Below are 23,665 nucleotides of genomic sequence, written 5' to 3' on the forward strand. Positions count from 1 at the left end.
TCTCCGGACCGTAGACGGGGCGTCCCAGCCAGCCAATCGGAAGCACGGGAAGAGATGTCGGCACCGAATAAGTCGTACGACCCTGTCGAGGTCGAGGCGTTGAAACCGGAAGAGATCGAGCGCATGCGGGACGAGGCGCTCGCCGCCTTCGCCGCCGCGGACTCCCTCGACGCGCTCCAGGAGGCCAAGGTCGCCCACACCGGCGGCACCTCCCCGCTGGCGCTGGCCAACCGCGAGATCGGCGCCCTGCCCCCACAGGCCAAGGCCGAGGCCGGCAAGCGCGTCGGCATGGCCCGCGGCGCCGTGAACAAGGCGCTGGCCGCCCGCCAGGAGGAGCTGGAGGCCGAGCGCGACGCGCGCGTCCTGGTCGAGGAGGCCGTGGACGTCACGCTGCCCTACGACCGCGTGCCGGCCGGCGCCCGCCACCCGCTCACCACACTGTCCGAGCGCATCGAGGACATCTTCGTCGCCATGGGCTACGAGGTCGCCGAGGGCCCCGAGGCCGAGGCCGAGTGGTTCAACTTCGACGCCCTCAACATCGGCCCGGACCACCCGGCCCGCGGCGAGGCGGACACCTTCTTCGTCCAGGGCCCGGACGGCGGCACCGAGTCCGGCGTCGTGCTGCGCACCCACACCTCGCCCGTGCAGATCCGCTCCGCGCTTGAGCGCGAGCTGCCGGTCTACGTGATCTGCCCCGGCCGGGTGTACCGCACCGACGAGCTGGACGCCACGCACACCCCCGTCTTCCACCAGGTCGAGCTGCTCGCCATCGACGAGGGCCTGACCATGGCGGACCTCAAGGGCACCCTGGACCACATGGTCCAGTCGCTGTTCGGCGCGGAGATGAAGACCCGGCTGCGGCCCAACTTCTTCCCCTTCACCGAGCCGTCCGCCGAGATGGACATGCTCTGCTACGTCTGCAAGGGCGCGTCCGTCGGCAACCCCGACCGGCCCTGCCGCACCTGCTCCAGCGAGGGCTGGATCGAGCTGGGCGGCTGCGGCATGGTCAATCCGCGGGTGCTCACCGCCTGCGGCGTCGACCCCGAGAAGTACAGCGGCTTCGCCTTCGGGTTCGGCATCGAGCGGATGCTGATGTTCCGCCACAACGTCGAGGACATGCGAGACATGGTCGAGGGTGACGTCCGGTTCACCCGGCCGTTCGGGATGGAGATCTGATGCGGGTCCCGCTTTCTTGGCTGCGGGAGTACGTCGACCTGCCGGCCACCGAGACCGGCCGCGACGTGCAGGCCAAGCTGATTTCGGCCGGCCTGGAGGTCGAGACCGTCGAGCACCTGGGCGCCGACCTCAAGGGCCCCCTCGTCGTCGGCCAGGTGCTGACCATCGAGGAGCTGGAGGGCTTCAAGAAGCCGATCCGCTTCTGCACCGTCGACGTCGGCCGGGCCAACGGCACCGGCGAGCCCCAGGAGATCGTCTGCGGCGCCCGGAACTTCGCGGTCGGCGACAAGGTCGTCGTGGTCCTCCCCGGCGCCACCCTGCCCGGCGGCTTCTCGATCAGCGCCCGCAAGACCTACGGCAAGACGTCCCACGGCATGATCTGCTCCAGCGACGAGCTGGGCATGGGCGACGACGGCACCCACGGCATCATCGTGCTGCCGCCGGAGACCGAGGTCGGCAAGGACGCCATCGAGCTGCTCGAACTGGTCGACGAGGTGCTGGACATCGCCGTCACCGCCAACCGCGGCGACTGCCTGTCCATCCGCGGCGTCGCCCGCGAGGCCGCCATCGCCTACGGCCTGCCGCTGCGCGACCCGGCCCTGCTCGACGTGCCCGCGCCGAACGCCTACGGCTACCCGGTGAAGATCGCCGACCCCACCGGCTGCGACCGCTTCACCGCCCGCACGGTGACCGGCCTCAGCGCCGAGGCGCGCTCCCCGATCTGGCTCCAGCGGCGGCTCCAGAAGGTCGGCATGCGCCCGATCTCGCTCGCCGTCGACGTCACCAACTACGTGATGATGGAGCTGGGCCAGCCCCTGCACGCCTACGACCGCGGACTGGTCCAGGGCACCATCGGCGTGCGCCGGGCCGGGGAGGGCGAGAAGATCGTCACCCTCGACGGCACCGAGCGGAAGCTGCACGCCGAGGATCTGGTCATCACCGACGAGCGCGGCCCCATCGGCCTCGCGGGCGTCATGGGCGGCGCCAACACGGAGATCGCGGACCACGACGCCGCCGAGAACGGTGGGAACGCGACGAGTGACGTGGTCATCGAGGCCGCCCACTTCGACCAGGTCGCCATCGCGCGCACCGCCCGCCGGCACAAGCTCTCCTCCGAGGCGTCCCGCCGCTTCGAGCGCGGCGTCGACCCGCAGGCCGCGGCCGCCGCCGCGCAGCGCACCGTCGACCTGCTGGTGCTGCTCGCGGGCGGCACCGCCGAGGCCGGGGTCACCGAGATCAGCGCCCCGCCGGTGCCGCACACGATCACCGTGGCGGCCGACCACCCGGACAAGGTCGCGGGTGTGGAGTACGGCCGCGAGACCGTCGTACGCCGCCTGCAGGAGGTCGGCTGCGACGTGTACGGGCAGGACGAGCTGATCGTCACCGTCCCGTCCTGGCGGCCCGACCTCACCGACCCGAACGACCTGGCCGAAGAGGTCATCCGCCTGGAGGGCTACGAGAACCTGCCCTCCACGCTGCCCAGGCCCCCGGCGGGCCGCGGCCTCACCTCCCGTCAGCGGCTGCACCGCCGCGTCGGCCGGGCCCTGGCCGGTGCCGGTTACGTCGAGGCGCTCAACTACCCGTTCGTCGGCGAGCAGGTCTTCGACCAGCTCGGTCTCGACGCCGACGACCCGGCCCGCCGCGTCGTCAAGCTGGTCAACCCGCTCAGCGACGAGGAGCCCGCGCTGCGGACCTCGCTGCTGCCGGGCCTGCTCGGGGCACTGCGCCGCAACGACGGCCGGGGCGCGCACGACCTGGCGCTCTTCGAGACCGGCCTGGTCTTCCACCCGCGCGACGAGCAGCGCGTCGCCGCCGACCTGCCCGTCGACCGGCGCCCCAGCGAGGACGACCTCGCCGCGCTGGACGCCGCGCTGCCCGACCAGCCCCGGCACGTCGCCGTGGTCCTGACCGGCGCCCGCGAGCAGGCCGGCTGGTGGGGCAAGGGACGCCCGGCCGACTGGGCCGACGCGGTCGAGTCCGCCCGGACCGTCGCCCGCGAGGCCGGCGCCGAACTGGGCGTCCGCAAGGGCCAGTACGGTCCCTGGCACCCGGGCCGCTGCGCCGAGCTGACGGTCACCGTGGACGGCGAGGAGCGCGTGATCGGGCACGCGGGTGAACTGCACCCGCGGGTCCTGAAGACGCTGGGTCTGCCCGCGCGCACCTGCGCGATGGAGCTGGACCTCGACGCCGTGGAGCGGGTCGGCGACGACACTCCGCAGGCGCCGGGCATCTCCACGTTCCCGGTCGCCACGCAGGATGTCGCCCTGGTGGTCGACGCGTTCGTCCCGGCTGCGGACGTCGAGGCGGCGCTGCGCGAGGGCGCGGGTGAACTCCTCGAGTCCATCCGGCTGTTCGACGTCTACGACAACGCCGAGCAGCTCGGTGAGGGGCGCAAGTCCCTGGCGTACGCGCTGCGCTTCCGTGCGGGGGACCGGACGCTGACGGTCGACGAGGCGTCCGCTGCCCGCGATGCCGCGGTTGCCCTCGCGGGCGAGCGGGTGGGAGCGGTGCTGCGTAGTTAGCGGTTCGGTTCGCCCAAGGGGCGTGGGGTCTGTGCCGGTCGGCGGCTGGACGCGCAGTTCCCCGCGCCCCTTAACGGCGTCAGCGCAACGTCCCTGAAGGGGCTGAACGGCGGATCGGTCGCACCGCGAAGCCGGCGGAGCCGTCCGCCCCGCCACGGAGTGTCGGGCAGGCAGCCGGGCGGACGGCGTGGATGCGGGCCGCCGCACTGTACGAGGGGGAGCCGGCGGCCCGGCCGGCCTCTTTCGAGGCCCTTCAGTCAACCGGCCCGGAACTCTCCGCGACAGCGCGCACACGCTGCGGATGCGCGCACTCCGTTCACACCCCGTGTGAAGCCCGACGCACTACGCTGTCGGCACCGATTCACCGGGGGGCACCATGCAGCCCAACACCCTGCTCGACGCGATCCTCGACGAGGCCGGGATCTCGCACGCGGGACTGGCCGCGCACGTCAACCAGGCGGGACGGGCGCGCGGGCTCGCACTGAGGTACGAGCACACCGCCGTCGCCCGGTGGCTGAAGGGGCAGCGGCCGCGCGGTCAGGTGCCCGACCTGATCTGCGAGGTCCTCGCGGCCCGGCTGCACCGGCCCGTCACCCTCGACGACATCGGCCTCGGCGTGCCCGGCGAACCCGCCGCCCCGCACACCGGCTCGCTGTCCGGGTTCGTGGAGCGCGCCACCGCCCTGTGGCGCTCCGACCAGCAGCAGCGCCCGCACGTCCTCGGCGCCCCGGCCCTCACCGGCACGCCCGCCGTGATGCCGGTGTGGGAGTGGGAGAACCCGCCCGAGGACACGGACGTCTCCCGCGGCGGACGGCACCGGGTGACCGCCGCCGACCTGGAGACGGTGCGCTGCGCCCGCACGCACTACGAGCAGATGTACCGCAAGGCCGGCGGCATCGCGACCCGCGCCCGCATCGTCGGCTTCCTCAACTCCGAGGCCGCGCCGCTGCTGCGCGGCAGCTACACCGACGCCACCGGACGGCAGTTGCACCGGGCCACCGGAGGCCTGGTGGCCGTCGCCGGGATCTGCGCCTACGACTCCGACGCGCACGGCCTCGCCCAGCGCTACTTCCACCAGGCACTCCGGCTCGCCAAGGCCAGCGGCGACCGGGGGCTCGGCGCCTACGTCATCGCGCTGCTGGTCAACCAGGCGCTGTTCATGCGGGAGTACCGGCAGGCCGTCGCCTTCGCCGAGGCCGCGCTGCGCGCCGCCGGCCGGCACATCACCCCGGCGCTCGCCTCCGACCTGTACGCGATGCAGGCCAAGGCGTACGCGCACCTGGGCGACGGCAGCAGCGCGCTGTCCTGCATCCGCCGGGCCGAACAGGCCGCCGAGCGCATCCGGCGCGGGTACGAGCCCGACGAGACCGGCTACGTCCAGCCCGGCCTGGTCAACGTCCAGGTGGCGGAGGCGCTGCTGAGCCTCGGCGAACTCGCGGCGGCCGGGGAGCACGCGGCCGCCGCCGTCGACACCCCGGCGCACGACCGGGGGCGCGTGCACCGGCTCGCCATGCTCAGCACGATCGAGCTGCGCCAGGGGCATGCCGACAAGGCGGTGGCCACCGCCGTGCAAATGGCCGAACAGGCCCGGGGAATGGAGTCCCAACGGCTGCGCGACAGACTGCGCGCGGTGCGCGAGCACCTGGTGAGCAGCGGTTGCGCGGGCACGGCCGAGGCCGCCGAACTCATCGACGGGGCCCTGCGCGTACCGCTGTAGGCGATCCGTCCGCCCGGGGCCCTGCGCCCGCCACTGCACCATGAGCGGCCCCTGTACGCCTGCTGCCCGGACACCGCTGCTGCGATATTGCCACCTACTCGAAGAAAGGTGGCAGAACCGTGCAGTGGACGAAACAGAGCGAACAGAATGTGTACTCAAATCGCTGGTTCAGCGTCAATCTCGCCGATGTCGCGCTACCGGACGGGCGGCATCTCGACCACTTCCTGATACGGATGCGGCCCGTCGCCGTGGCCACGGTCGTGAACGAGGCGGGCGAGGTCCTGCTGCTGTGGCGGCACCGTTTCATCACCGACAGCTGGGGCTGGGAACTCGCGGCCGGCGTCGTCGAGGACGGCGAGGACGTCGCGGTGGCGGCGGCCAGAGAACTGGAGGAGGAGACCGGCTGGCGGCCCGGACCGCTGCACCACCTGATGAGCGTGGAGCCGTCCAACGGACTCACCGACGCCCGGCACCACATCTACTGGGCCGACGAGGGCACGTACGTGGGACACCCCGTGGACGACTTCGAGTCGGACCGCCGGGAGTGGGTGCCCCTCAAGCTCGTACCGGACATGGTCGCCCGCGGGGAGGTCCCGGCCGCCAACATGGCGGCCGCGCTGCTCCTGCTGCACCACCTCAGGCTCGGGCAGGACACCCCGCCCGGCCTCGTCGCGCCTGATCAGCCGTAGGCGTAGAAGCCCGAGCCGCTCTTGCGCCCGAGACGGCCCGCGTCGACCATGCGCTGGAGCAGCGGGGGAGCGGCGTACAGCGGCTCCTTGTACTCCTCGTACATCGAGTACGCCACCGAGGCGACCGTGTCCAGGCCGATCAGGTCGGCCAGCTTCAGCGGGCCCATCGGGTGGGCGCAGCCCATCTCCATGCCGTTGTCGATGTCCTCGCGGCTGGCGATGCCCGACTCGAACATCCGGATCGCGGAGAGCAGGTAGGGGATCAGCAGCGCGTTGACCACGAAGCCGGAGCGGTCCTGGGCGCGGATCGCGTGCTTGCCCAGCACCTTCTCGGTGAACAGCTGGGCCCGGCTGAGCGTGCCCTCGGAGGTGGTGAGCGCCGGGATCAGCTCGACGAGCTGCTGCACCGGGGCCGGGTTGAAGAAGTGGATGCCGATGACGTGGTCGGGCCGCGAGGTGGCGACCGCCAGCTTCACCAGCGGGATCGAGGAGGTGTTGGAGGCCAGGATCGCGTCCGGCCGGGTCACGACCTGATCGAGCACCTGGAAGATCTCGGTCTTGACCTGCTCGTTCTCGACGACGGCCTCGATCACCAGATCACGGTCGGCGAACTCGCCGAGGTCGGTGGTGAAGCTGAGGCGCGCCTGCGTCGCGTCCCGCTCCTCCTCGGTGATCTTTCCGCGCTCGGCGGCCTTGGCCAGCGAGTTGTACAGCCGGGTGCGGCCGATCTCCAGGGCCTCGCCGGTGGTCTCGGCGACCATCACCTCCAGACCCGAGCGGGCGCACACCTCGGCGATGCCCGCCCCCATCTGACCGCAGCCCACCACGCCGACGCGTGCGATATCTCCCGAGATGCCGGTCACATCGTCCCTTTCGCTGACTCCACGGCTGGCAGCAGGCATGCCGGGGTCCCCGTCGCCTGCTCCGATCGAGCACGTTACCCCCGAATGGTCACGGATCCGTCTCCCGGGTCGGGCATGCTGAGGCCCCGTACACGATCCGTGACCACGCGGATCCACAGCGTTCAGGAGGTCTTCCCATGGGCGGTGTCTCGCGCCGTGCCTTCACGGTGGCGGCGTTGTCGGCGTTCGCGGTGGCGCCCGGGGCGTCCGCGGCCCCGGCCTTCGCGGAGCCGGCGCCCTCGCGCGGCGCCGTCGCCGGGATGCGGGGGATGTGGCTGGCCACCGTGGCCAACCGCGACTGGCCCACCCGCGCGGGGCTGCGCGCCGCCGAGCAGCGCGCGGAGCTGATCGAGCACCTCGACAACGCGGTACGGCACCGCCTCAACACGGTGATGTTCCAGGTGCGGCCGGCGGCCGACGCGCTGTGGCCCTCGCCGTACGAGCCGTGGTCGCAGTACCTGTCCGGCAGCCAGGGCCGCGACCCGGGCTGGGACCCGCTGGGCACGGCCGTGAAGGAGGCCCACGCCCGCGGCCTGCAACTGCACGCCTGGTTCAACCCGTACCGCGTCGCCACCCACGAGGACCCGGCCCGCCTCGTCTCCTCCCACCCCGCACGCAAGAACCCCGGCTGGGTGGTGCCGTACGGCGGGCAGCTCTACTACAACCCCGGGCTGCCCGAGGTCCGCGCTTTCGTGCAGGACGCGATGATGGACGCGGTGGCGAAGTACCCGGTGGACGGGGTCCACTTCGACGACTACTTCTACCCCTATCCGGTGGCGGGCCAGAGCTTCGCCGACGGCGGGACCTTCAGCACCTTCGGCACCGGCTTCGCCACGAAGGCCGACTGGCGGCGGGACAACATCGACCGGCTGGTGCGCGAGACCGCACAGCGGGTCAAGAAGGTCCGGCCGGCCGCCCGCTTCGGGGTCAGCCCCTTCGGCGTGTGGCGCAACGCCGGCACCGACGAGCGCGGCTCGGACACCCGGGCGGGCGTGCAGACGTACGACGACCTGTACGCGGACACCCGCAAGTGGGTGCGCGAGGGCTGGATCGACTACGTCGTGCCGCAGCTGTACTGGAACATCGGCCTGGACGGCGCCGACTACGCCAAGCTGCTGCCCTGGTGGGCCGGGGTGGCCAAGGGCAGCCGCACCCAGCTGTACGTGGGCGAGGCGCTGTACAAGTCCGGGGACCCGGCCCAGCCCGCCGCCTGGCAGGACCCGGCCGAACTCTCCCGCCACCTCACGCTGGCCGCGCGCTACCCCGAGGTCCGCGGGCACGTCTACTTCTCCGCGAAGGACGTCGCCGAGGATTCCGGCGGCGCGATGGCGCGGGTGGCCGCCGACCACTACACGCAGCCGGCCGCCGTCCCGCGCTGAACGGCTCTCGTACGCGTCACGGGCACCGGACTACAGCTGAATCTCCCTGTGCCGGATCTCCGAGTCGGGGCCGGGCGAGCACACGGCTTCGTGCCCGTCCTCGAACCGGACCCGGTACGGGGGAGTGCCCTCCTCGCCCATGACTTCGACGATCTCCGCGACCTTGTCGTGCTCACCGACCACCCGGCCGTGCTGGACCAGCTGGTCGCCCTTGGTTGCGTGCATCCGTGAGGCCTCCTCACCCGTGTGCGGCCCGAGGGCAGGGCCGGAAAGGTCTAACCCCTGGCCCGCTGGGTGACCGCGATGCACACCAGTACGGCCGCGGCCGTCAGCGGAGCGGCCACCGTCAGGTGCTCGCCCAGGAGAAGTACCGACCACACCAGTGTGAGCAGCGGCTGGGCCAGCTGCAACTGGCTGGCCTTCGGGATGCCGATCGCCGCCATGCCCCGGTACCAGACGACCAGACCGAGGAACTGCGAACCGATCGCCACCCACAGCAGCCCGGTCACACTGTGCGCCGTCAGATGCACCGGCTCGAACGACAGCGCCACCGCCGCCATCGGCACCGTCAGCGGCAGGCACAGCACCAGCGCCCAGCCGATGACCTGCCAGCCCGGCATCACCCGGGCCAGCCGGCCGCCCTCCGTGTAGCCGGCCGCGCACACCAGCAGGGCCGCGAAGAGATAGGCGTCGGCCGAGGTCAACGCGCCGCCGCTCTGCTGCACCGTGAAGGCGATCACGGCCGCCGCACCCACCAGGGCCGCGATCCAGAAAGTGCGCGAGGGCCGGGTGCCCATGCGCAGGGCCGACAGCAGCGCGGTGGTCAGCGGGAGCAGGCCCACCACGACGGCGGCGTGCGCGGTGGTCGAGGTCTGCAACGCGAGCGTGGTCAGCAGGGGGAAGCCCAGCACCACCCCGGCGCCGACCACCGCGAGGCCGAGCCAGTGCCGCCGCTCGGGCGGCGCCGTCCTCCCCCGCGCTCGGCTTCGCTCGCGCGGGGGGACCCCCACCGCCAGCAGGCAGGCGCCGGCGACCACGGCGGCGAGGATGCTCCGCACGGCGATCAGGGACCAGGGGCCGAAGCCCTCCAGGCCCCAGGCGGTGGCGGGGAAGGTGAGGGAGAAGGCGACGACACCGAGGGCGGCCTCGACGGTGCCGAAGGACCTGCCGCCGGTGTCCGCGCTCGAGGCGCCGACTGCTATCCCGGACGGCGCGGTAGCGCTACTCTGTGCTCTCATGCAAGAGCGTAGCAGTGTCGCTGACCTGGCGACCGTGTTGCGGCGAGAGCTGGACCGCTACTCACCCGGCGGAAAGCTCCCGTCCAGCCGGGCCCTCGTCGACCGGTTCCGGGTGAGCCCGGTGACGGTCTCCCGGGCCCTGGCCCAGCTGGCCGCCGAGGGGCTGGTCGTCACCCGGCCCGGCGCGGGTGCCTTCCGTGCCCGGCCGCGCCCTTCGGCCGCACCCACCGGGGACACCTCCTGGCAGGAGGTCGCGCTCAGCGCCGACGGCGCCGCCGAACTCGTACCGCGCTCGGTGGACGCCTCCGGCGTACTCGTCTCGCTGGCCGCCCCGCCGCCCGGTGTCGTGGAGTTCAACGGCGGCTATCTGCACCCGTCGTTGCAGCCGGAGCGGGCCATGGCCGCGGCCCTGGCCCGGGCCGGGCGGCGGCCCGGAGCCTGGGGCCGGCCGCCGATGGAGGGGCTGCCGGAGCTGCGGGAGTGGTTCGCGCGGGGCATCGGCGGGGCCATCACGGCGGCCGAGGTGCTGATCACCGCGGGCGGCCAGTCCGCGCTGGCCACCACCCTGCGTGCCCTCGCCCCGCCCGGCACCCCCGTCCTCGTCGAGTCCCCGACCTACCCCGGCATGCTGGCCATCGCGCGGGCGGCCGGACTGCGCCCGGTGCCCGTCCCGGTGGACGCCGACGGCGTACGGCCCGCCCTGCTCGCCGACGCCTTCCGCGCCACCGGCGCCCGCGTCTTCGTCTGCCAGCCCCTGTTCCAGAACCCGACCGGCGCCGTGCTCGCCCCCGAGCGGCGCGGCGAGGTGCTGAGCATCGCGCGGGCGGCCGGTGCCTTCGTCGTGGAGGACGACTTCGTGCGCAGGCTCGTGCACGAGGACGCCGGCCCGCTGCCCGCCCCGCTCGCCGCCGACGACCCGGACGGCGTCGTCGTCCACGTCTGCTCGCTGACCAAGGCGACCTCGCCCAGCTTCCGGGTGAGCGCCCTGGCCGCGCGCGGGCCGGTGCTGGAACGCCTGCGGGCCATTCAGGTCGTCGACACCTTCTTCGTGCCCCGGCCGCTCCAGGAAGCGGCGCTGGAACTCGTCGGCTCGCCCGCCTGGCCCCGCCACCTGCGCGCGGTCTCGGCCGAGCTGAAGGCCCGCCGGGACGCGATGACCTCCGCGCTGAGGCTGCAACTCCCCGAGATCTCCCTGGCCCACGTCCCCTCCGGCGGCTACCACCTGTGGCCGCGGCTGCCCGAGGGCATGGACGAGACCGCGCTGACCTCGGCCGCCCTGCGCGCGGGCGTCGCGATCACCCCGGGCCGCCCGTACTTCAGCGCCGAACCCCCGGCCGCCCACTTCCGGCTGAGCTTCGCGGCGGTCGCGAACGTCGGGGAGATCACGGAAGGGGTACGCCGGCTGCGCACCGCCTGCCTGGAGGCGTGGGGCGGCTGACGCAGGCGCACATCAGGGTGGCTGACGGAGGCGCACATCAGGGCGGCGCGGAGCCGGGCGAGCACTCGGTGAGCCGGGGCACACCCTGGGTGACCCACAGGTAACACCCCTTGACCTGGGTAAGTTTGCGCTCCACCATCACCGCATGGCGCTTCGGGTCACGTTCGTCGCGGCTGCGCGCAGCTCGCCGCTGCTCGCGGAGCGCTTCGACGACGACCGGCCGCTGGACCAGGCCGGATGGGACGAGGTGCTGCGCGTCGCGGGCGACCTCCTGCCGCTCGCGGCGGCCGAGTTGCGCTACTGCTCGCCCACGCCCCGCAGCCGCGCCACCGGTGACGCCCTCGGCTGCGCGCCGCTGTCCCAGCTGGCCCTGCGCGACTGCGACATGGGCCGGTGGCGCGGCCTGACGCTCGGTGAGGCCATGGCCCGCGAGCCGGCGGCCGTGGACGCCTGGCTCGCCGATCCGCGGTCGGCCCCGCACGGTGGGGAGTCGCTGCTGGGTTTCATCACCCGCGTGGGCGGCTGGCTCGACACCCGTCCCGGCGAGGACGGCGACCGCATCGTCGCCGTGGCCGAACCCTCCGTGATCCGGGCCGCGCTGGTCTACGCGCTGAAGGCGCCGCCCGGAACGTACTGGAACCTGGACGTCCGCCCGCTGTCGGCGACCACCGTGACGGGCCGCGCGGGCCGCTGGAGCCTCCGCTTCGAGGGCGCGCCGGACCAGGGCGCTACACACCCGGCGTTTCGCGGATGTAATCCGTTGTGAGCAGCAGGTCCTTGGCCGGGCCGGCCACCCGCCACACCGTCCGCCAGCGGTCCGGGCCCCGCACGGTGAACTCGCCGCGGTAGAGGTCGGCGGCGCACGGGTGGTCGGCCACATGGTGCCCTGAGGTCAGGTCCAGGCCGTGGAAGGGGCGGCCGTCCGCGAAGCGCACGTCCGCGCGGCCCGGCTCACCCCCCGGTTCGTAGCGCAGCGTCCGCTCGGCGGGCCGGGCCACGCCCTGCCAGGTGAAGGCGCCCGACTCCCGGCCGACCAGCCCGCCGCCGTCGAGCGGGTCGAAGGACGTGACCCCCTCGAACCGGCCCTCCAGGCCGCTCGCCAGATCCCGCACCGACCGTTCGGTGCGCCACCGCCCGGCGAGGTACGCCAGTACGTCGGGCACCGGCCACAACTCGCCCATTTCCACTCGCTTTCCCGCTCCGGCCCACTCGTTGCCGCGCGACCCATTGACGCGCCCAGACACCCTCCCTATCTTGCCGTTCGAAGTGCTGACCAATGTCCGACATCTCGAACAGCTAGAACCGCTACCTAGTGAGAGCCGCGGAGTATCCATGTCACGCACCCGCTGGAGACTCGGTCTCAGCGTCACCGCCCTCCTGACGGCCTCGGCCCTGCTGCCGTCCCCGGCACACGCGGAGGCCGTCGCCGACTACACGATCACCGTCGACCCGTCCGCCCACGGCCCCGCGATCGACGACTCGATGTACGGCGTCTTCTACGAGGACATCAACCGCGCCGCCGACGGTGGCCTGTACGCCGAGCTCGTGCAGAACCGGTCCTTCGAGTACTCCACCGCCGACAACGCCTCGTACACGCCGCTCACCGCGTGGACGGCCGACGGCACGGCCGAGGTCGTCGACGACGACGGGCGGCTGAACGACCGCAACCGCAACTACCTCTCCCTGGCCGCCGGTTCCACCGTCACCAACGCGGGCTACAACACCGGCATCCGCGTCGAGAAGGGCGAGAAGTACGACTTCTGGGTGTGGGCCCGCGCGGAGAGCGGCACCACCCTCACCGTCACCCTCCGGGATGCCGCGGGTACGCTCGCGAAGGCGCGCCAGGTGGCTGCCAAGGGCAAGTGGCGCAAGTACACCACCACCTTCACCGCGACCCGCACCAGCAACCGCGGCCGCCTCGCCGTCGCCACCACCGCCCCCGCGGCCCTCGACATGGTGTCCCTCTTCCCCCGCGACACCTACAAGCACCAGCCGAACGGCCTGCGCAAGGACCTCGCCGAGAAGATCGAGGCCCTGCACCCCGGCTTCCTGCGCTTCCCCGGCGGCTGCCTGGTCAACACCGGCTCCATGGCGGACTACAGCGCGGACTCCGACTGGCAGCGCAAGCGCTCCTACCAGTGGAAGGACACCGTCGGCCCGGTCGAGGAACGCGCCACCAACGCCAACTTCTGGGGCTACAACCAGAGCTACGGCCTCGGCTACTACGAGTATTTCCGCTTCGCCGAGGACATCGGCGCCATGCCGCTGCCCGTCGTCCCCGCCCTGGTCACCGGCTGCGGCCAGAACCAGGCCGTCGACGACGACGCGCTGCTGAAGCGGCACATCCAGGACACCCTGGACCTCATCGAGTTCGCCAACGGCCCCCGCACCAGCGAGTGGGGCAACAAGCGCGCCGAGATGGGCCACCCCGAGCCCTTCCACCTCACCCACCTCGAAGTCGGCAACGAGGAGAACCTCCCGAAGGAGTTCTTCGCACGCTTCGAGCAGTTCCGCGCCGCCATCGAGGCGGAGTACCCGGACATCACCGTCGTCTCCAACTCCGGCCCCGACGACTCCGGCGCCACCTTCGACACCGCCTGGCAGCTCAATCGCGAAGCCGGTGTCGCGATGGTCGACGAGCACTACTACAACAGCCCGCAGTGGTTCCTCCAGAACAACGAGCGCTACGACTCGTACGACAGGAACGGCCCCGAGGTCTTCCTCGGTGAGTACGCCTCCCAGGGCAACGCCTGGAAGAACGCCCTCGCCGAGGCCGCGTTCATGACCGGTCTGGAGCGCAACGCCGACATCGTCAAACTGGCCTCCTACGCCCCGCTGCTCGCCAACGAGGACTACGTGCAGTGGAGCCCGGACATGATCTGGTTCAACAACCACGCGTCCTGGGGCTCGGCCAACTACGAGGTCCAGAAGCTGTTCATGAACAACGCCGGCGACCGCGTCGTCCCCTCGAAGGCCACCGGCACCCCCGCCGTCAGCGGCCCCGTCACCGGCGCCGTCGGCCTGTCGACCTGGGCGACCAGTGCGGCGTACGACGACGTGAAGGTGACCTCGGCCGACGGCAGGACGCTCCTGTCCGACGACTTCTCCGGTGACGCCTCGCAGTGGACCCACTCGGGCGCCGGCAGCTGGACCGTCCAGGACGGCCAGTACGTCCAGACGGACCCGGCCGCCGAGAACACCCTGGTCACGGCGGGCGACCCGGCCTGGCAGGACTACGACCTGCACGTGAAGGCCACCAAGAAGTCCGGCAAGGAAGGCTTCCTCGTCGCCTTCGGCGTCAAGGACACCGGCAACTACTACTGGTGGAACCTGGGCGGCTGGAACAACACCCAGTCCGCCGTCGAGCAGGCCTCCGACGGCGGCAAGTCGACGCTCCTGTCCAAGGCCGGGTCGATCGAGACGGGCCGCGCCTACGACATCGACGTCAAGGTCAGGGGCCGGCAGGTCACCCTCTACCTCGACGGCGAGGAGTGGGGCAGCTTCACCGACGACAAGCCTGCCGAGCCGTTCCGCCAGATCGTCACGCGCGACGACCGCACCGGCGAGCTGATCGTCAAGGTCGTCAACGCCCAGGACACGGCCGCCCGTACCGCCGTCGACCTCGGCGGCGCCGAGGTCGCGTCCCGTGCCCGCGTCACCACGCTGGCCGCGGACCAGAACGCGGTCAACACCGAGACGGACACACCCGTCACCCCGGTGACGTCGGCCTTCTCGGGGGCGGCGAGCGAGTTCACGTACACCTTCCCGGCGAACTCGGTGACCTTCCTGCGGATCAGACAGCGGTAACCCGCCTCCCGGACCGGCGACGGAGCCCGCACGGCGTCGCCGGTCCGGCTAACGTCGGGGCGCATGATCGTATGGCTCAACGGCACCCACGGTGCGGGCAAGACGACGACCAGTGCGCTCGTGCAGCGGCTGCTCCCGGACTCCCGGGTGTTCGACGCCGAGAAGGTCGGCGAGACGCTCATGGACATCACGCCGGGACTGCCCGGGACGGACAACTTCCAGCACTGGCCCCCGTGGCGGCCGCTCGTCGTCGAGACCGCCCGTCGGGTGCTCGACTACACCGGCGGCATCCTGGTGATGCCGATGACGGTGCTGGTCGAGGAGTACTGGAGGGAGATCGGCGACGGCCTCGCCGGGTACGGCATTCCCGTGCGGCACTTCGTCCTCCACGCCGATCAGGACACGCTCCGCGCGCGCATCGCGGGGGACACCGTGGTGGGGCCGAACTCGTCGTTCCGGCTCCGGTACCTCGAGCCCTATGCCGAGGCGGCCCGCACCTGGCTGCACGCCGAAGCGGAGGTCGTCGACACCACGCACCTCACGCCGGCCGAGGCCGCGCTGCGGATCGCGGAGGCCGTCAAGGGCTGAGGTTTCGACGGCCCGGCGGTGGGTGAGTATTCACTGGATTGCATAAACGTGCAACGAAACGTATAGTCATGCCATCCAGGAGGAGGGTTTTCCATGGCGGTACGTGCGGCGGTGGCCGGAGCGAGCGGGTATGCGGGCGGTGAGCTGCTGCGTCTGCTCCTGACCCACCCCGAGGTCGAGATCGGCGCCCTGACCGGCAACTCCAACGCGGGGCAGCGGCTCGGCGCGCTTCAGCCGCACCTGCTGCCGCTGGCCGACCGGGTGCTGGAGGCGACGACGCCCGAGGTGCTCGGCGGTCACGACGTCGTCTTCCTCGCGCTGCCGCACGGGCAGTCCGCCGCCGTCGCCGAGCAGCTCGGGCCGGACGTCCTCGTCGTCGACATGGGCGCCGACTTCCGGCTGAAGGACGCCGGTGACTGGGAGGCGTTCTACGGCTCCCCGCACGCCGGCACCTGGCCCTACGGCCTCCCTGAACTTCCGGGTGCCCGCGCCGCGCTGGAGGGGTCCAAGCGCATCGCGGTGCCCGGTTGCTACCCCACCGCCGTCTCCCTGGCCCTCTTCCCGGCGTACGCCGCGTCGCTGGCCGAGCCCGAGGCCGTGATCGTCGCCGCCTCCGGCACCTCCGGCGCGGGCAAGGCGGCCAAGCCGCACCTGCTGGGCAGCGAGGTCATGGGCTCCATGGCGCCGTACGGCGTCGGCGGCGGCCACCGGCACACCCCCGAGATGATCCAGAACCTCGGCGCGGTCGCCGGAGAGCCGGTCACCGTCTCCTTCACGCCGACCCTCGCGCCGATGCCGCGCGGCATCCTCGCCACGTGCACCGCGAAGGCGAAGCCCGGGATCACCGCGGAGACGGTCCGGGCCGCCTACGAGAAGGCATTCGCCGACGAACCGTTCGTGCACCTGCTGCCCGAGGGACAGTGGCCCGCGACCGCCTCCGTGTACGGCTCCAACGCCGTCCAGGTGCAGGTCGCCTACGACGCCGCCGCGGGCCGGATCATCGCCATCAGCGCCATCGACAACCTGGCCAAGGGCACCGCGGGCGGTGCCGTCCAGAGCATGAACCTCGCCCTCGGTCTCGACGAGACCACCGGACTGACGACGATCGGAGTTGCGCCGTGAGTGTGACGGCAGCAAAGGGATTCACGGCTGCGGGCATCGCCGCCGGGATCAAGGAGAGCGGCAACCCCGACCTGGCCCTCGTGGTCAACACCGGCCCCCGACGCTCCGCCGCGGGAGTCTTCACCTCCAACCGCGTCAAGGCCGCGCCGGTCCTGTGGTCCGAGCAGGTGCTGAAGAGCGGTGAGCTGACCGCCGTCGTGCTCAACTCCGGCGGTGCCAACGCCTGCACCGGGCCCAAGGGCTTCCAGGACACGCACGCCACGGCGGAGAAGGTCGCGGAGGTGCTCGGGACGGGGGCCGGCGAGATCGCCGTGTGCTCCACCGGGCTCATCGGCGTACTGCTGCCCATGGACAAGCTGCTCCCGGGGGTGGAGGCGGCCGCCGGCCAGCTCTCCGAGCACGGCGGCGAGAAGGCCGCCATCGCCATCAAGACCACCGACACCGTGCACAAGACGTCCGTCGTCAGCAGGGACGGCTGGACCGTCGGCGGCATGGCCAAGGGCGCGGGCATGCTCGCCCCCGGCCTCGCCACCATGCTCGTCGTGATCACCACCGACGCCGACCTGGAGACCGAGGCCCTGGACCGCGCCCTGCGCGCCGCCACCCGGGTCACCTTCGACCGGGTCGACTCCGACGGCTGCATGTCCACCAACGACACCGTGCTGCTGCTCGCCTCGGGCGCCTCCGGCGTCACCCCGGAGTACGAAGCCTTCGCCGAGGCCGTCCGCACCGTCTGCGACGACCTCGGGCAGCAGCTCATCCGGGACGCCGAGGGCGCCAGCAAGGACATCAAGGTCGAGGTCGTGAACGCCGCGACCGAGGACGACGCCGTCCAGGTGGGCCGCACCATCGCCCGCAACAACCTGCTCAAGTGCGCCATCCACGGCGAGGACCCCAACTGGGGCCGCGTGCTCTCCGCCATCGGCACCACCTCCGCCGCCTTCGAGCCCGACCGCCTCAACGTCGCCATCAACGGCGTCCGGGTCTGCAAGAACGGCGGCGTCGGCGAGGACCGCGAGCTGGTCGACATGCGCTACCGCGAGGTCCACATCGTCGCCGACCTCGCCGCCGGCGACGCCACGGCCACCATCTGGACCAACGACCTCACCGCCGACTACGTCCACGAGAACAGCGCGTACTCCTCATGAGCACCGGACCCACGCGGAAGCACACCGCGCTCCCCAAGGCCCAGATCCTCATCGAGGCGCTGCCCTGGCTGACCCGGCACCACGGCAAGACCGTCGTCATCAAGTTCGGCGGCAACGCCATGATCGACGAGGACCTCAAGGCCGCCTTCGCCCAGGACGTCGTCTTCCTGCGCCACGCCGGCCTCAAGCCCGTCGTCGTGCACGGCGGCGGACCGCAGATCAGCGCCGCGCTCGACAAGCACGGCATCGTCAGCGAGTTCAAGGCCGGTCTGCGCGTCACCACCGAGGACGCCATGGACGTCGTACGGATGGTGCTGGCCGGACAGGTGCAGCGCGAGCTGGTCGGGCTGCTCAACCAGCACGGACCGCTCGCCGTCGGCCTCACCGGCGAGGACGCGCACACCCTCACCGCCACCAAGCACCAGCCCGAGATCGACGGCGAGCTCGTCGACATCGGGCGGGTCGGCGAGATCACCGAGATCGACACCGGCGCCATCGAGGCTCTGCTGGCCGACGGCCGCATCCCGGTCGTGTCGTCGATCGCCCGTTCCCAGGACGACGGACATGTCTACAACGTCAATGCTGATACGGCGGCTGCGGCACTCGCTGCGGCGCTCGGCGCCGAGACTCTCATGGTCCTCACCGACGTCGAGGGCCTCTACGAGGACTGGCCGAACTCCGACGAGGTGATCAGCCGCCTCACCGCCACCCAGCTGGAGAAACTGCTGCCCGAGCTGTCGTCCGGCATGGTGCCGAAGATGGAGGGCTGCCTGCACGCCGTACGGGGCGGTGTCACCACCGCCCGCGTCATCGACGGCCGGGTCCAGCACTCGATCCTGCTGGAGATCTTCACCGACGAGGGGATCGGCACGATGGTCGTGCCGGACGAAGAGGGGGAGTCGTGAGCAACGCGGAGCTGACCGAGCGGTGGCAGGGCACGCTCATGAACAACTACGGCACGCCGCGCCTGCCCCTGGTGCGCGGCGAGGGCTCCCGGCTCTGGGACGCCGACGGCAAGGAGTACCTCGACTTCGTCGGCGGCATCGCGGTCAACGCGCTCGGCCACGCCCACCCGGCGGTGGTCGAGGCGGTGAGCCGGCAGGTCGCCTCCCTCGGCCACGTCTCCAACCTCTTCATCGCCGAGCCGCCCGTCGCCCTCGCCGAACGGCTGCTCCAGCACTTCGGCCGCGACGGCAAGGTCTACTTCTGCAACTCCGGCGCCGAGGCCAACGAGGGCGCCTTCAAGATCGGCCGGCTGACCGGCCGGCCGCACATGGTCGCCACCCGGGGCGGCTTCCACGGCCGCACCATGGGCGCCCTCGCGCTGACCGGCCAGCCCGGCAAGCAGGAGCCGTTCCTGCCGCTGCCCGGCGACGTCACGCACGTGCCGTACGGCGACCCGCAGGCGCTGGCCGCGGCGGTCACCGAGGAGACGGCGCTGGTGGTCATCGAGCCGATCCAGGGCGAGAACGGCGTCGTCGTGCCGCCCCCCGGCTATCTGAAGGCCGCCCGCGCCATCACCGCCGCCACCGGCGCGCTGCTCGTCCTGGACGAGGTGCAGACCGGCGTCGGCCGGACCGGGCACTGGTTCGAGTACCAGGCCCACGAGGGCGTCCTGCCGGACGTCGTCACCCTCGCCAAGGGCCTCGGCGGCGGGCTGCCCCTGGGCGCGACGGTCGCCTTCGGACGCGCCGCCGACCTCCTCCAGCCCGGCCAGCACGGTACGACCTTCGGCGGCAACCCGGTCGCCTGCGCCGCCGGACTCGCCGTCCTCGACACCATCGCGGACGAGGGACTGCTGGACCACGTCAAGCGGCAGAGCGAGACGCTGCGCGGCGGGGTCGAGGGCCTCGGGCACCCGCTGGTCGCCCACGTCCGGGGCGCCGGACTGCTCCTGGGTATCGTGCTCACCGAGCCGCTCGCCGCCCAGGTGCAGCAGGCGGCTCAGGACGCCGGAATCCTGGTGAACGCGCCCGCGCCCGATGTCGTACGGCTGATGCCCGCGCTGAACGTCGGCGACGACGTGGTGGAGGCGTTCCTCGGGGCGCTGCCCGGCATCCTTGACCAGGCCGCCGACGCGGCCCACGGGGACGGACGATCCGGAGAATGAGACGACGATGAGCCACGCGCAGGAGCACGAGCAGACGGCGGGGCCCGCCCTGCCGCAGACCCGCACCGCACGCCACCGCCGGATCGTGGACATCCTCAACCGGCAGGCGGTGCGCTCGCAGAGCCAGTTGGCGAAGCTGCTCGCCGACGACGGGCTCACCGTCACCCAGGCGACGCTCTCCCGGGACCTGGACGAGCTGAACGCGGTCAAGATCCGCAACACCGACGGCGACCTCATCTACGCGGTGCCCAGCGAGGGCGGTTTCCGCACCCCGCGGGCGCCGCTGGGTGAGTCGGCCAAGGAGGAGCGGATGCGGCGGCTCTCCGCGGAGTTGCTGATCTCCGCGGAGGCGTCGGCGAACCTCGTGGTCCTGCGGACCCCTCCGGGGGCGGCGCAGTTCCTCGCCTCGGCGATCGACCAGGCGGAACTGCACGACATCCTGGGGACGATCGCGGGCGACGACACGCTGATGCTGATCAGCCGGGATCCCACGGGCGGGCAGGCCCTGGCGGACCATCTGCTGCGGTTGACTCAGAACGGCAACTGAAGGGGGCGGTGCGGCGGGCCGCCGACTGCGGGTGCGTCGTGGCCGGTCGCGCAGTTCCCCGCGCCCCTGGGGGGTTCAGCGAGGCCGGCCACAGGGCGCCGCCCCCCGTAGCTGCGGGCAGTCGTGCCGCTGGGGCGGCACGGGTGGGCGGTGGGGGCACCTCCCGCTCGAGCGGAGCCGAGAGTGGGGGAGGCACCCCGCGAACGCGGCCAGTGACAAGGCCGGTACCTCAGCAGCAGCGCCGGCCACCCAAAAGAACGCCGCTCACCCCAGCCACCCCGCCAGACCCCCCGTGCACCGCACCTCGTCCCCCGCAGTGATCAGCAACGCCTCCACCCCCTCCAGCGACTCCAGCCACCGCAACCCCTCCCGCGCCCCCATCGCGAACGCCGCCGTCGCCCAGCAGTCCGCCCACGTCAGCCGAGGCGCCACCACCGTCACGGACAACAGGTCGGTCACCGCCGAGCGCCCGGTGCGCGGATCGACGACATGCGCGCCCCGCTCCGCGCTGCCGGACGTCGCCACGGCCAGCTCCGCCGCCCCCGCCGCCGAGACGACCGCCGCAAGACCGCCCGGACGCAGCGGGTCCGACACGCCGACCCGCCACGGCCGCTCCGCACCCGGCGTTCCGAGCAGCTGCACGTCCCCGCCGCCGTTGACGCTGACGCCCCGCGCACCCGCCGCCACCGCGATCCGCCGCGCGGCGCGCTCCACGGCCCAGCCCTTGACGATCCCCGTCGGATCGAGCCGGCCCCGGTACCGCGTGCTGAACCAGCCGTCGCTCACCCGCTCCGCCTCGGCCGCCAGCTCCAGCACCTCGGCGACCTCCGGCGCGCACGCGTCGACGGTCAGCTCCCCGCGGGCCAGCCGGGAGACCTCGCTGCCGTCCCGGTACGTGCTGAACACCTCGTCGGCCCGGTGCAGCCCGGCGACCGCCTCGTCCAGCGCCGCCCGTACAGCCGTGGGTTCCCCGCCGCGGACGTCGAAGGAGAAGACGGTCCCCATCGCCTCCTCCACATGACGCACCGCGGCGGGAGCATCGGCGGACCCGGCCACGGTGTCAGCCACCGGCCCGGTCCAGAGCCGACTGGAGGGACTGTTTGTATCCGGCGCTGGTGTAGGTGGCGCCGGAGACGGCGTCGATGTCGGCGGTGCCCGCGGCGACGGCGGCCCGGTTGAGCTTGGGTACGGCGTCCGCGGTGACCTGGTCGCTGCGCCCGCCCCTGGGCGCCTGGAGGGCCTCGGCGTCGGTGATCTTCCCGTCGCTGACGGTGACCCGGACCTGCACGGTTCCGTACTGGGTCTGCGCGGCGTCACCGGTGAGCACCTGCGTGCCCTGCACAGCGCCGCCCGCGCCCTGCCCGCCGCCGCCCGGGCCTTCCCCCGTCCCGCTCGACTCCTGCCCGGCCGATCCGGCCGCCGCGGCAGCCTTGTCGAGGGCCGACTGGAGGGACTTCCGGTATCCGGCGCTGGTGTAGGTGGCGCCGGAGACCGCGTCGATGTCGGCGGTTCCGGCGGCGACGGCGGCCTGGTTGAGCTTGGGTACGGCGTCGGCGGTGACCCGGTCGCTCTGCCCGCCCTTGGGCGCCTGCACGGCCTCGGCCTTGGTGATCTTGCCGTCGCTCACCGTGAGCCGGACCTGCACGGGGCCGTACTGGGTACTGGCCGCGTCACCCGTGACCGTGCCGTCCCCGGCGCCCCGGCCGCCCTGCGGCGACTGTGCGGCCACGGGCGGGGCCGCGCCGCCCGCCGCCGATGCGGAGCCCGGGTCGGACGCCGGTTTCAGCGACAGCAGCAGCACGATCCCGGACACGGTGGCGGCCCCGGCGAGCACGGCACGCCGAACGGGGTGGCTTTTCCTCATCTGTCCTGGACTCCTGATGTCCGTCGCTCACATCTCGAACGACTCGTGGTGGATGCGGCGAGCGGGGACCCCCGCGCCGCGCAGTGCCTCGTACACCGACTGGGCGAAGCCGGGCGGCCCGCACAGGAACACGTCGTGGCGCTCGACGTCCGGGATCTTCCGGGCCAGGGTCTCGGCCGAGATGTCCGGGCGCTCCCCGTCGGGGCTGTTGACCGCGTACATCAGCCGGGCCCCGCGCTCGTCGGCGATTCCGGCCAGCTCGTCCCACAGCGCCAGGTCATGGGTGCTGTTGGCCCGGTAGAGCAGCGTGATGTCGCCGGACGCGCCGGGCAGCGTCTCGAACAGCGCCCGCATCGGCGTGATCCCCACCCCGCCCGCCACCAGCAGCACCTTGCCGCGGCTGCGGCGCTGGGCGGTCAGGGCGCCGTACGGGCCCTCCGCCCACACCCGGGTGCCGGGCGTCAGCTCGCGCAGCCGGGTGCTGTGGTCGCCGATCGCCTTCACGGTGATCCGCAGCATGTCCGGGCGCGGCGCCGCCGACAGCGAGTACGGGTGCGAGCTGAAGCGCATCCCCGGGGCAAGGAACCGCCAGCGGAAGAACTGCCCGGCCTCCGCGCCCATCCGGTGCAGCCGGCGCCCGCCGATCAGCACCGAGACGATGCCGGGCGTCTCCTCGATCACCGCCTCGACCCGCATCCGGTGCCGCAGGTTGAGGCGGAGGGGCGTCAGCACCCGGTACCAGAGCACCAGCGCGGTCACCGAGCCGTACAGGGCGTACCAGACGGTCTTGGCGAGCGGCTCGACGGCGAAGTCGTTGCCGGTGGTCAACTGGTGCCAGAAGGTCAGGAACACCGCCGCGTAGGTGAGCAGGTGCACGTGGTACCAGGCGTCGTACGGGATGCGGCGGCGCACCGGGCCGGCGGACAGCAGCCCGATGACCACCAGCAGACCGGTGCCGATGGCCGCCTTGCCCATGTCCGGCAGCTGGGTCACGGAGTCGACCGTCTGCGCGACGATGTCGCCGAGGCCCCTGCCGGCCTGCGCCGCGTAGCCCCACATGATCAGGAAGACGTGGGCGAGGACCAGGCAGAGGGTGTAGCGGCCGGTCATGGCGTGCCAGCGGGCGACCCGGTCGGACCCGACGCGCCGCTCCAGCGCCGGAACCCGGGCCATCTGCAGCACCACCAGCGCCATCAGGTATCCGGCGAGCAGACCGGTGATCCGGCCCGCGCCCAGGATTTTGCCGGTGTCGTCGGAGATGGCGGGCGTGTTGCGCCACCACAGCCACAACACGCCCGCCGCGCCCGCCCACACGGCGAGCAGCAGGGGGACGGCGGGGGAGCGGCGCGGACGGATGCGCCGCATCGTCTGACGGCGGGCGGCACGGCCGCCGGCGAGCGTGGTGGTCACGGTTCCTC

21 protein-coding genes are annotated in these 23,665 nt (G+C 72.5%); 14 read left to right on the plus strand and 7 right to left on the minus strand.

Annotation, left to right across the window (positions count from 1 at the left end; all coding sequences use genetic code 11):
* Positions 1-54: 54 nt before the first annotated feature.
* From pheS to ABS735_RS10220, 4 genes are all read left to right on the plus strand, one after another.
* On the plus strand, positions 55-1,176 hold the full coding sequence (gene pheS / locus ABS735_RS10205) for a phenylalanine--tRNA ligase subunit alpha (protein WP_373906411.1): 1,122 nt from the start codon (positions 55-57) through the stop codon (positions 1,174-1,176).
* The gene (pheT, locus tag ABS735_RS10210) at positions 1,176-3,698 is read left to right on the plus strand and encodes a phenylalanine--tRNA ligase subunit beta (RefSeq protein WP_373906410.1); all 2,523 of its coding nucleotides are present in this window, start codon (positions 1,176-1,178) and stop codon (positions 3,696-3,698) included. Before pheS ends, pheT begins: the two co-directional genes overlap by 1 nt.
* Before the next feature lie 376 nt (positions 3,699-4,074).
* Positions 4,075-5,415 (plus strand): NsdA family TPR-like regulatory protein, encoded by a 1,341-nt coding sequence (locus tag ABS735_RS10215; RefSeq protein WP_373906409.1) that lies wholly within the window; start codon positions 4,075-4,077, stop codon positions 5,413-5,415.
* Positions 5,416-5,534: 119 nt separating this feature from the next.
* Positions 5,535-6,104 carry an NUDIX hydrolase gene (locus ABS735_RS10220; protein ID WP_373906408.1) on the plus strand — a complete coding sequence of 190 codons (570 nt, stop codon included), beginning with the start codon at positions 5,535-5,537 and terminating at the stop codon, positions 6,102-6,104.
* On the opposite strand, the gene ABS735_RS10225 is transcribed toward ABS735_RS10220, so the two are convergent.
* Positions 6,095-7,006 carry a 3-hydroxybutyryl-CoA dehydrogenase gene (locus tag ABS735_RS10225; RefSeq protein WP_127896392.1) on the minus strand — a complete coding sequence of 304 codons (912 nt, stop codon included), beginning with the start codon at positions 7,004-7,006 and terminating at the stop codon, positions 6,095-6,097. The two genes, ABS735_RS10220 and ABS735_RS10225, sit on opposite strands and share 10 nt — an antisense overlap.
* Before the next feature lie 137 nt (positions 7,007-7,143).
* Here ABS735_RS10225 and ABS735_RS10230 point away from each other — a divergent pair, with 137 nt between their 5' ends.
* Positions 7,144-8,385 carry a glycoside hydrolase family 10-like protein gene (locus tag ABS735_RS10230; RefSeq protein WP_373906407.1) on the plus strand — a complete coding sequence of 414 codons (1,242 nt, stop codon included), beginning with the start codon at positions 7,144-7,146 and terminating at the stop codon, positions 8,383-8,385.
* Between the two features lie 30 nt (positions 8,386-8,415).
* Here ABS735_RS10230 and ABS735_RS10235 read toward each other — a convergent pair whose 3' ends face one another.
* Both ABS735_RS10235 and ABS735_RS10240 read right to left on the minus strand, forming a co-directional pair.
* Positions 8,416-8,610 carry a DUF1918 domain-containing protein gene (locus ABS735_RS10235; protein WP_373906406.1) on the minus strand — a complete coding sequence of 65 codons (195 nt, stop codon included), beginning with the start codon at positions 8,608-8,610 and terminating at the stop codon, positions 8,416-8,418.
* A gap of 50 nt (positions 8,611-8,660) precedes the next feature.
* Positions 8,661-9,623: a DMT family transporter gene (locus tag ABS735_RS10240; protein ID WP_373906405.1), complete on the minus strand. Its 963-nt coding sequence runs from the start codon at positions 9,621-9,623 to the stop codon at positions 8,661-8,663.
* On the opposite strand from ABS735_RS10240, the gene ABS735_RS10245 reads away from it, so the two are divergent.
* Positions 9,622-11,061: an aminotransferase-like domain-containing protein gene (locus ABS735_RS10245; RefSeq protein WP_373906404.1), complete on the plus strand. Its 1,440-nt coding sequence runs from the start codon at positions 9,622-9,624 to the stop codon at positions 11,059-11,061. The genes ABS735_RS10240 and ABS735_RS10245 overlap by 2 nt on opposite strands.
* A gap of 145 nt (positions 11,062-11,206) precedes the next feature.
* Positions 11,207-11,827: a histidine phosphatase family protein gene (locus ABS735_RS10250; protein WP_373906403.1), complete on the plus strand. Its 621-nt coding sequence runs from the start codon at positions 11,207-11,209 to the stop codon at positions 11,825-11,827.
* Here the strand turns inward: ABS735_RS10250 and ABS735_RS10255 are convergent.
* The gene (locus ABS735_RS10255; RefSeq protein ID WP_373906402.1) at positions 11,790-12,242 is read right to left on the minus strand and encodes a DUF6314 family protein; all 453 of its coding nucleotides are present in this window, start codon (positions 12,240-12,242) and stop codon (positions 11,790-11,792) included. The genes ABS735_RS10250 and ABS735_RS10255 overlap by 38 nt on opposite strands.
* Before the next feature lie 151 nt (positions 12,243-12,393).
* Between ABS735_RS10255 and ABS735_RS10260 the strand changes: the two genes are divergently transcribed.
* The 7 genes from ABS735_RS10260 to ABS735_RS10290 all read left to right on the plus strand — a co-directional run bounded on the left by ABS735_RS10260 (position 12,394) and on the right by ABS735_RS10290 (position 20,383).
* Positions 12,394-14,868 (plus strand): alpha-L-arabinofuranosidase C-terminal domain-containing protein, encoded by a 2,475-nt coding sequence (locus ABS735_RS10260; protein WP_373906401.1) that lies wholly within the window; start codon positions 12,394-12,396, stop codon positions 14,866-14,868.
* A gap of 63 nt (positions 14,869-14,931) precedes the next feature.
* Positions 14,932-15,456, plus strand: coding sequence for an ATP-binding protein (locus ABS735_RS10265; protein ID WP_373906400.1), 525 nt, complete (start codon positions 14,932-14,934; stop codon positions 15,454-15,456).
* Between the two features lie 93 nt (positions 15,457-15,549).
* The gene (gene argC, locus ABS735_RS10270; protein WP_373906399.1) at positions 15,550-16,578 is read left to right on the plus strand and encodes an N-acetyl-gamma-glutamyl-phosphate reductase; all 1,029 of its coding nucleotides are present in this window, start codon (positions 15,550-15,552) and stop codon (positions 16,576-16,578) included.
* Entirely contained in the window at positions 16,575-17,726 is a 1,152-nt protein-coding gene (argJ, locus tag ABS735_RS10275) for a bifunctional glutamate N-acetyltransferase/amino-acid acetyltransferase ArgJ (RefSeq protein ID WP_373906398.1), read from the plus strand. The genes argC and argJ overlap by 4 nt, the downstream gene beginning before the upstream one ends.
* Complete coding sequence (gene argB, locus ABS735_RS10280) at positions 17,723-18,631, plus strand: acetylglutamate kinase (protein ID WP_373906397.1); 909 nt, start codon at positions 17,723-17,725, stop codon at positions 18,629-18,631. Before argJ ends, argB begins: the two co-directional genes overlap by 4 nt.
* Positions 18,628-19,836, plus strand: coding sequence for an acetylornithine transaminase (locus tag ABS735_RS10285; protein WP_373906396.1), 1,209 nt, complete (start codon positions 18,628-18,630; stop codon positions 19,834-19,836). Before argB ends, ABS735_RS10285 begins: the two co-directional genes overlap by 4 nt.
* A gap of 7 nt (positions 19,837-19,843) precedes the next feature.
* Positions 19,844-20,383 (plus strand): arginine repressor, encoded by a 540-nt coding sequence (locus tag ABS735_RS10290; protein WP_373906395.1) that lies wholly within the window; start codon positions 19,844-19,846, stop codon positions 20,381-20,383.
* Positions 20,384-20,647: 264 nt separating this feature from the next.
* Here the strand turns inward: ABS735_RS10290 and ABS735_RS10295 are convergent, their stop codons facing one another.
* Genes ABS735_RS10295 through ABS735_RS10305 form a run of 3 tightly spaced genes read right to left on the minus strand, consistent with a single transcriptional unit; the run spans position 20,648 to position 23,657 of the window.
* Positions 20,648-21,388 carry an FAD:protein FMN transferase gene (locus ABS735_RS10295; RefSeq protein WP_373906574.1) on the minus strand — a complete coding sequence of 247 codons (741 nt, stop codon included), beginning with the start codon at positions 21,386-21,388 and terminating at the stop codon, positions 20,648-20,650.
* A 55-nt stretch (positions 21,389-21,443) separates the two neighbouring features.
* Entirely contained in the window at positions 21,444-22,247 is an 804-nt protein-coding gene (locus ABS735_RS10300; RefSeq protein ID WP_373906394.1) for an FMN-binding protein, read from the minus strand.
* Positions 22,248-22,274: 27 nt separating this feature from the next.
* Positions 22,275-23,657 carry a ferredoxin reductase family protein gene (locus ABS735_RS10305; RefSeq protein WP_373906393.1) on the minus strand — a complete coding sequence of 461 codons (1,383 nt, stop codon included), beginning with the start codon at positions 23,655-23,657 and terminating at the stop codon, positions 22,275-22,277.
* Positions 23,658-23,665 lie beyond the last annotated feature (8 nt).

The sequence above is a fragment of the Streptomyces sp. MMCC 100 genome, assembly GCF_041538145.2.
GTDB lineage: Bacteria > Actinomycetota > Actinomycetes > Streptomycetales > Streptomycetaceae > Streptomyces.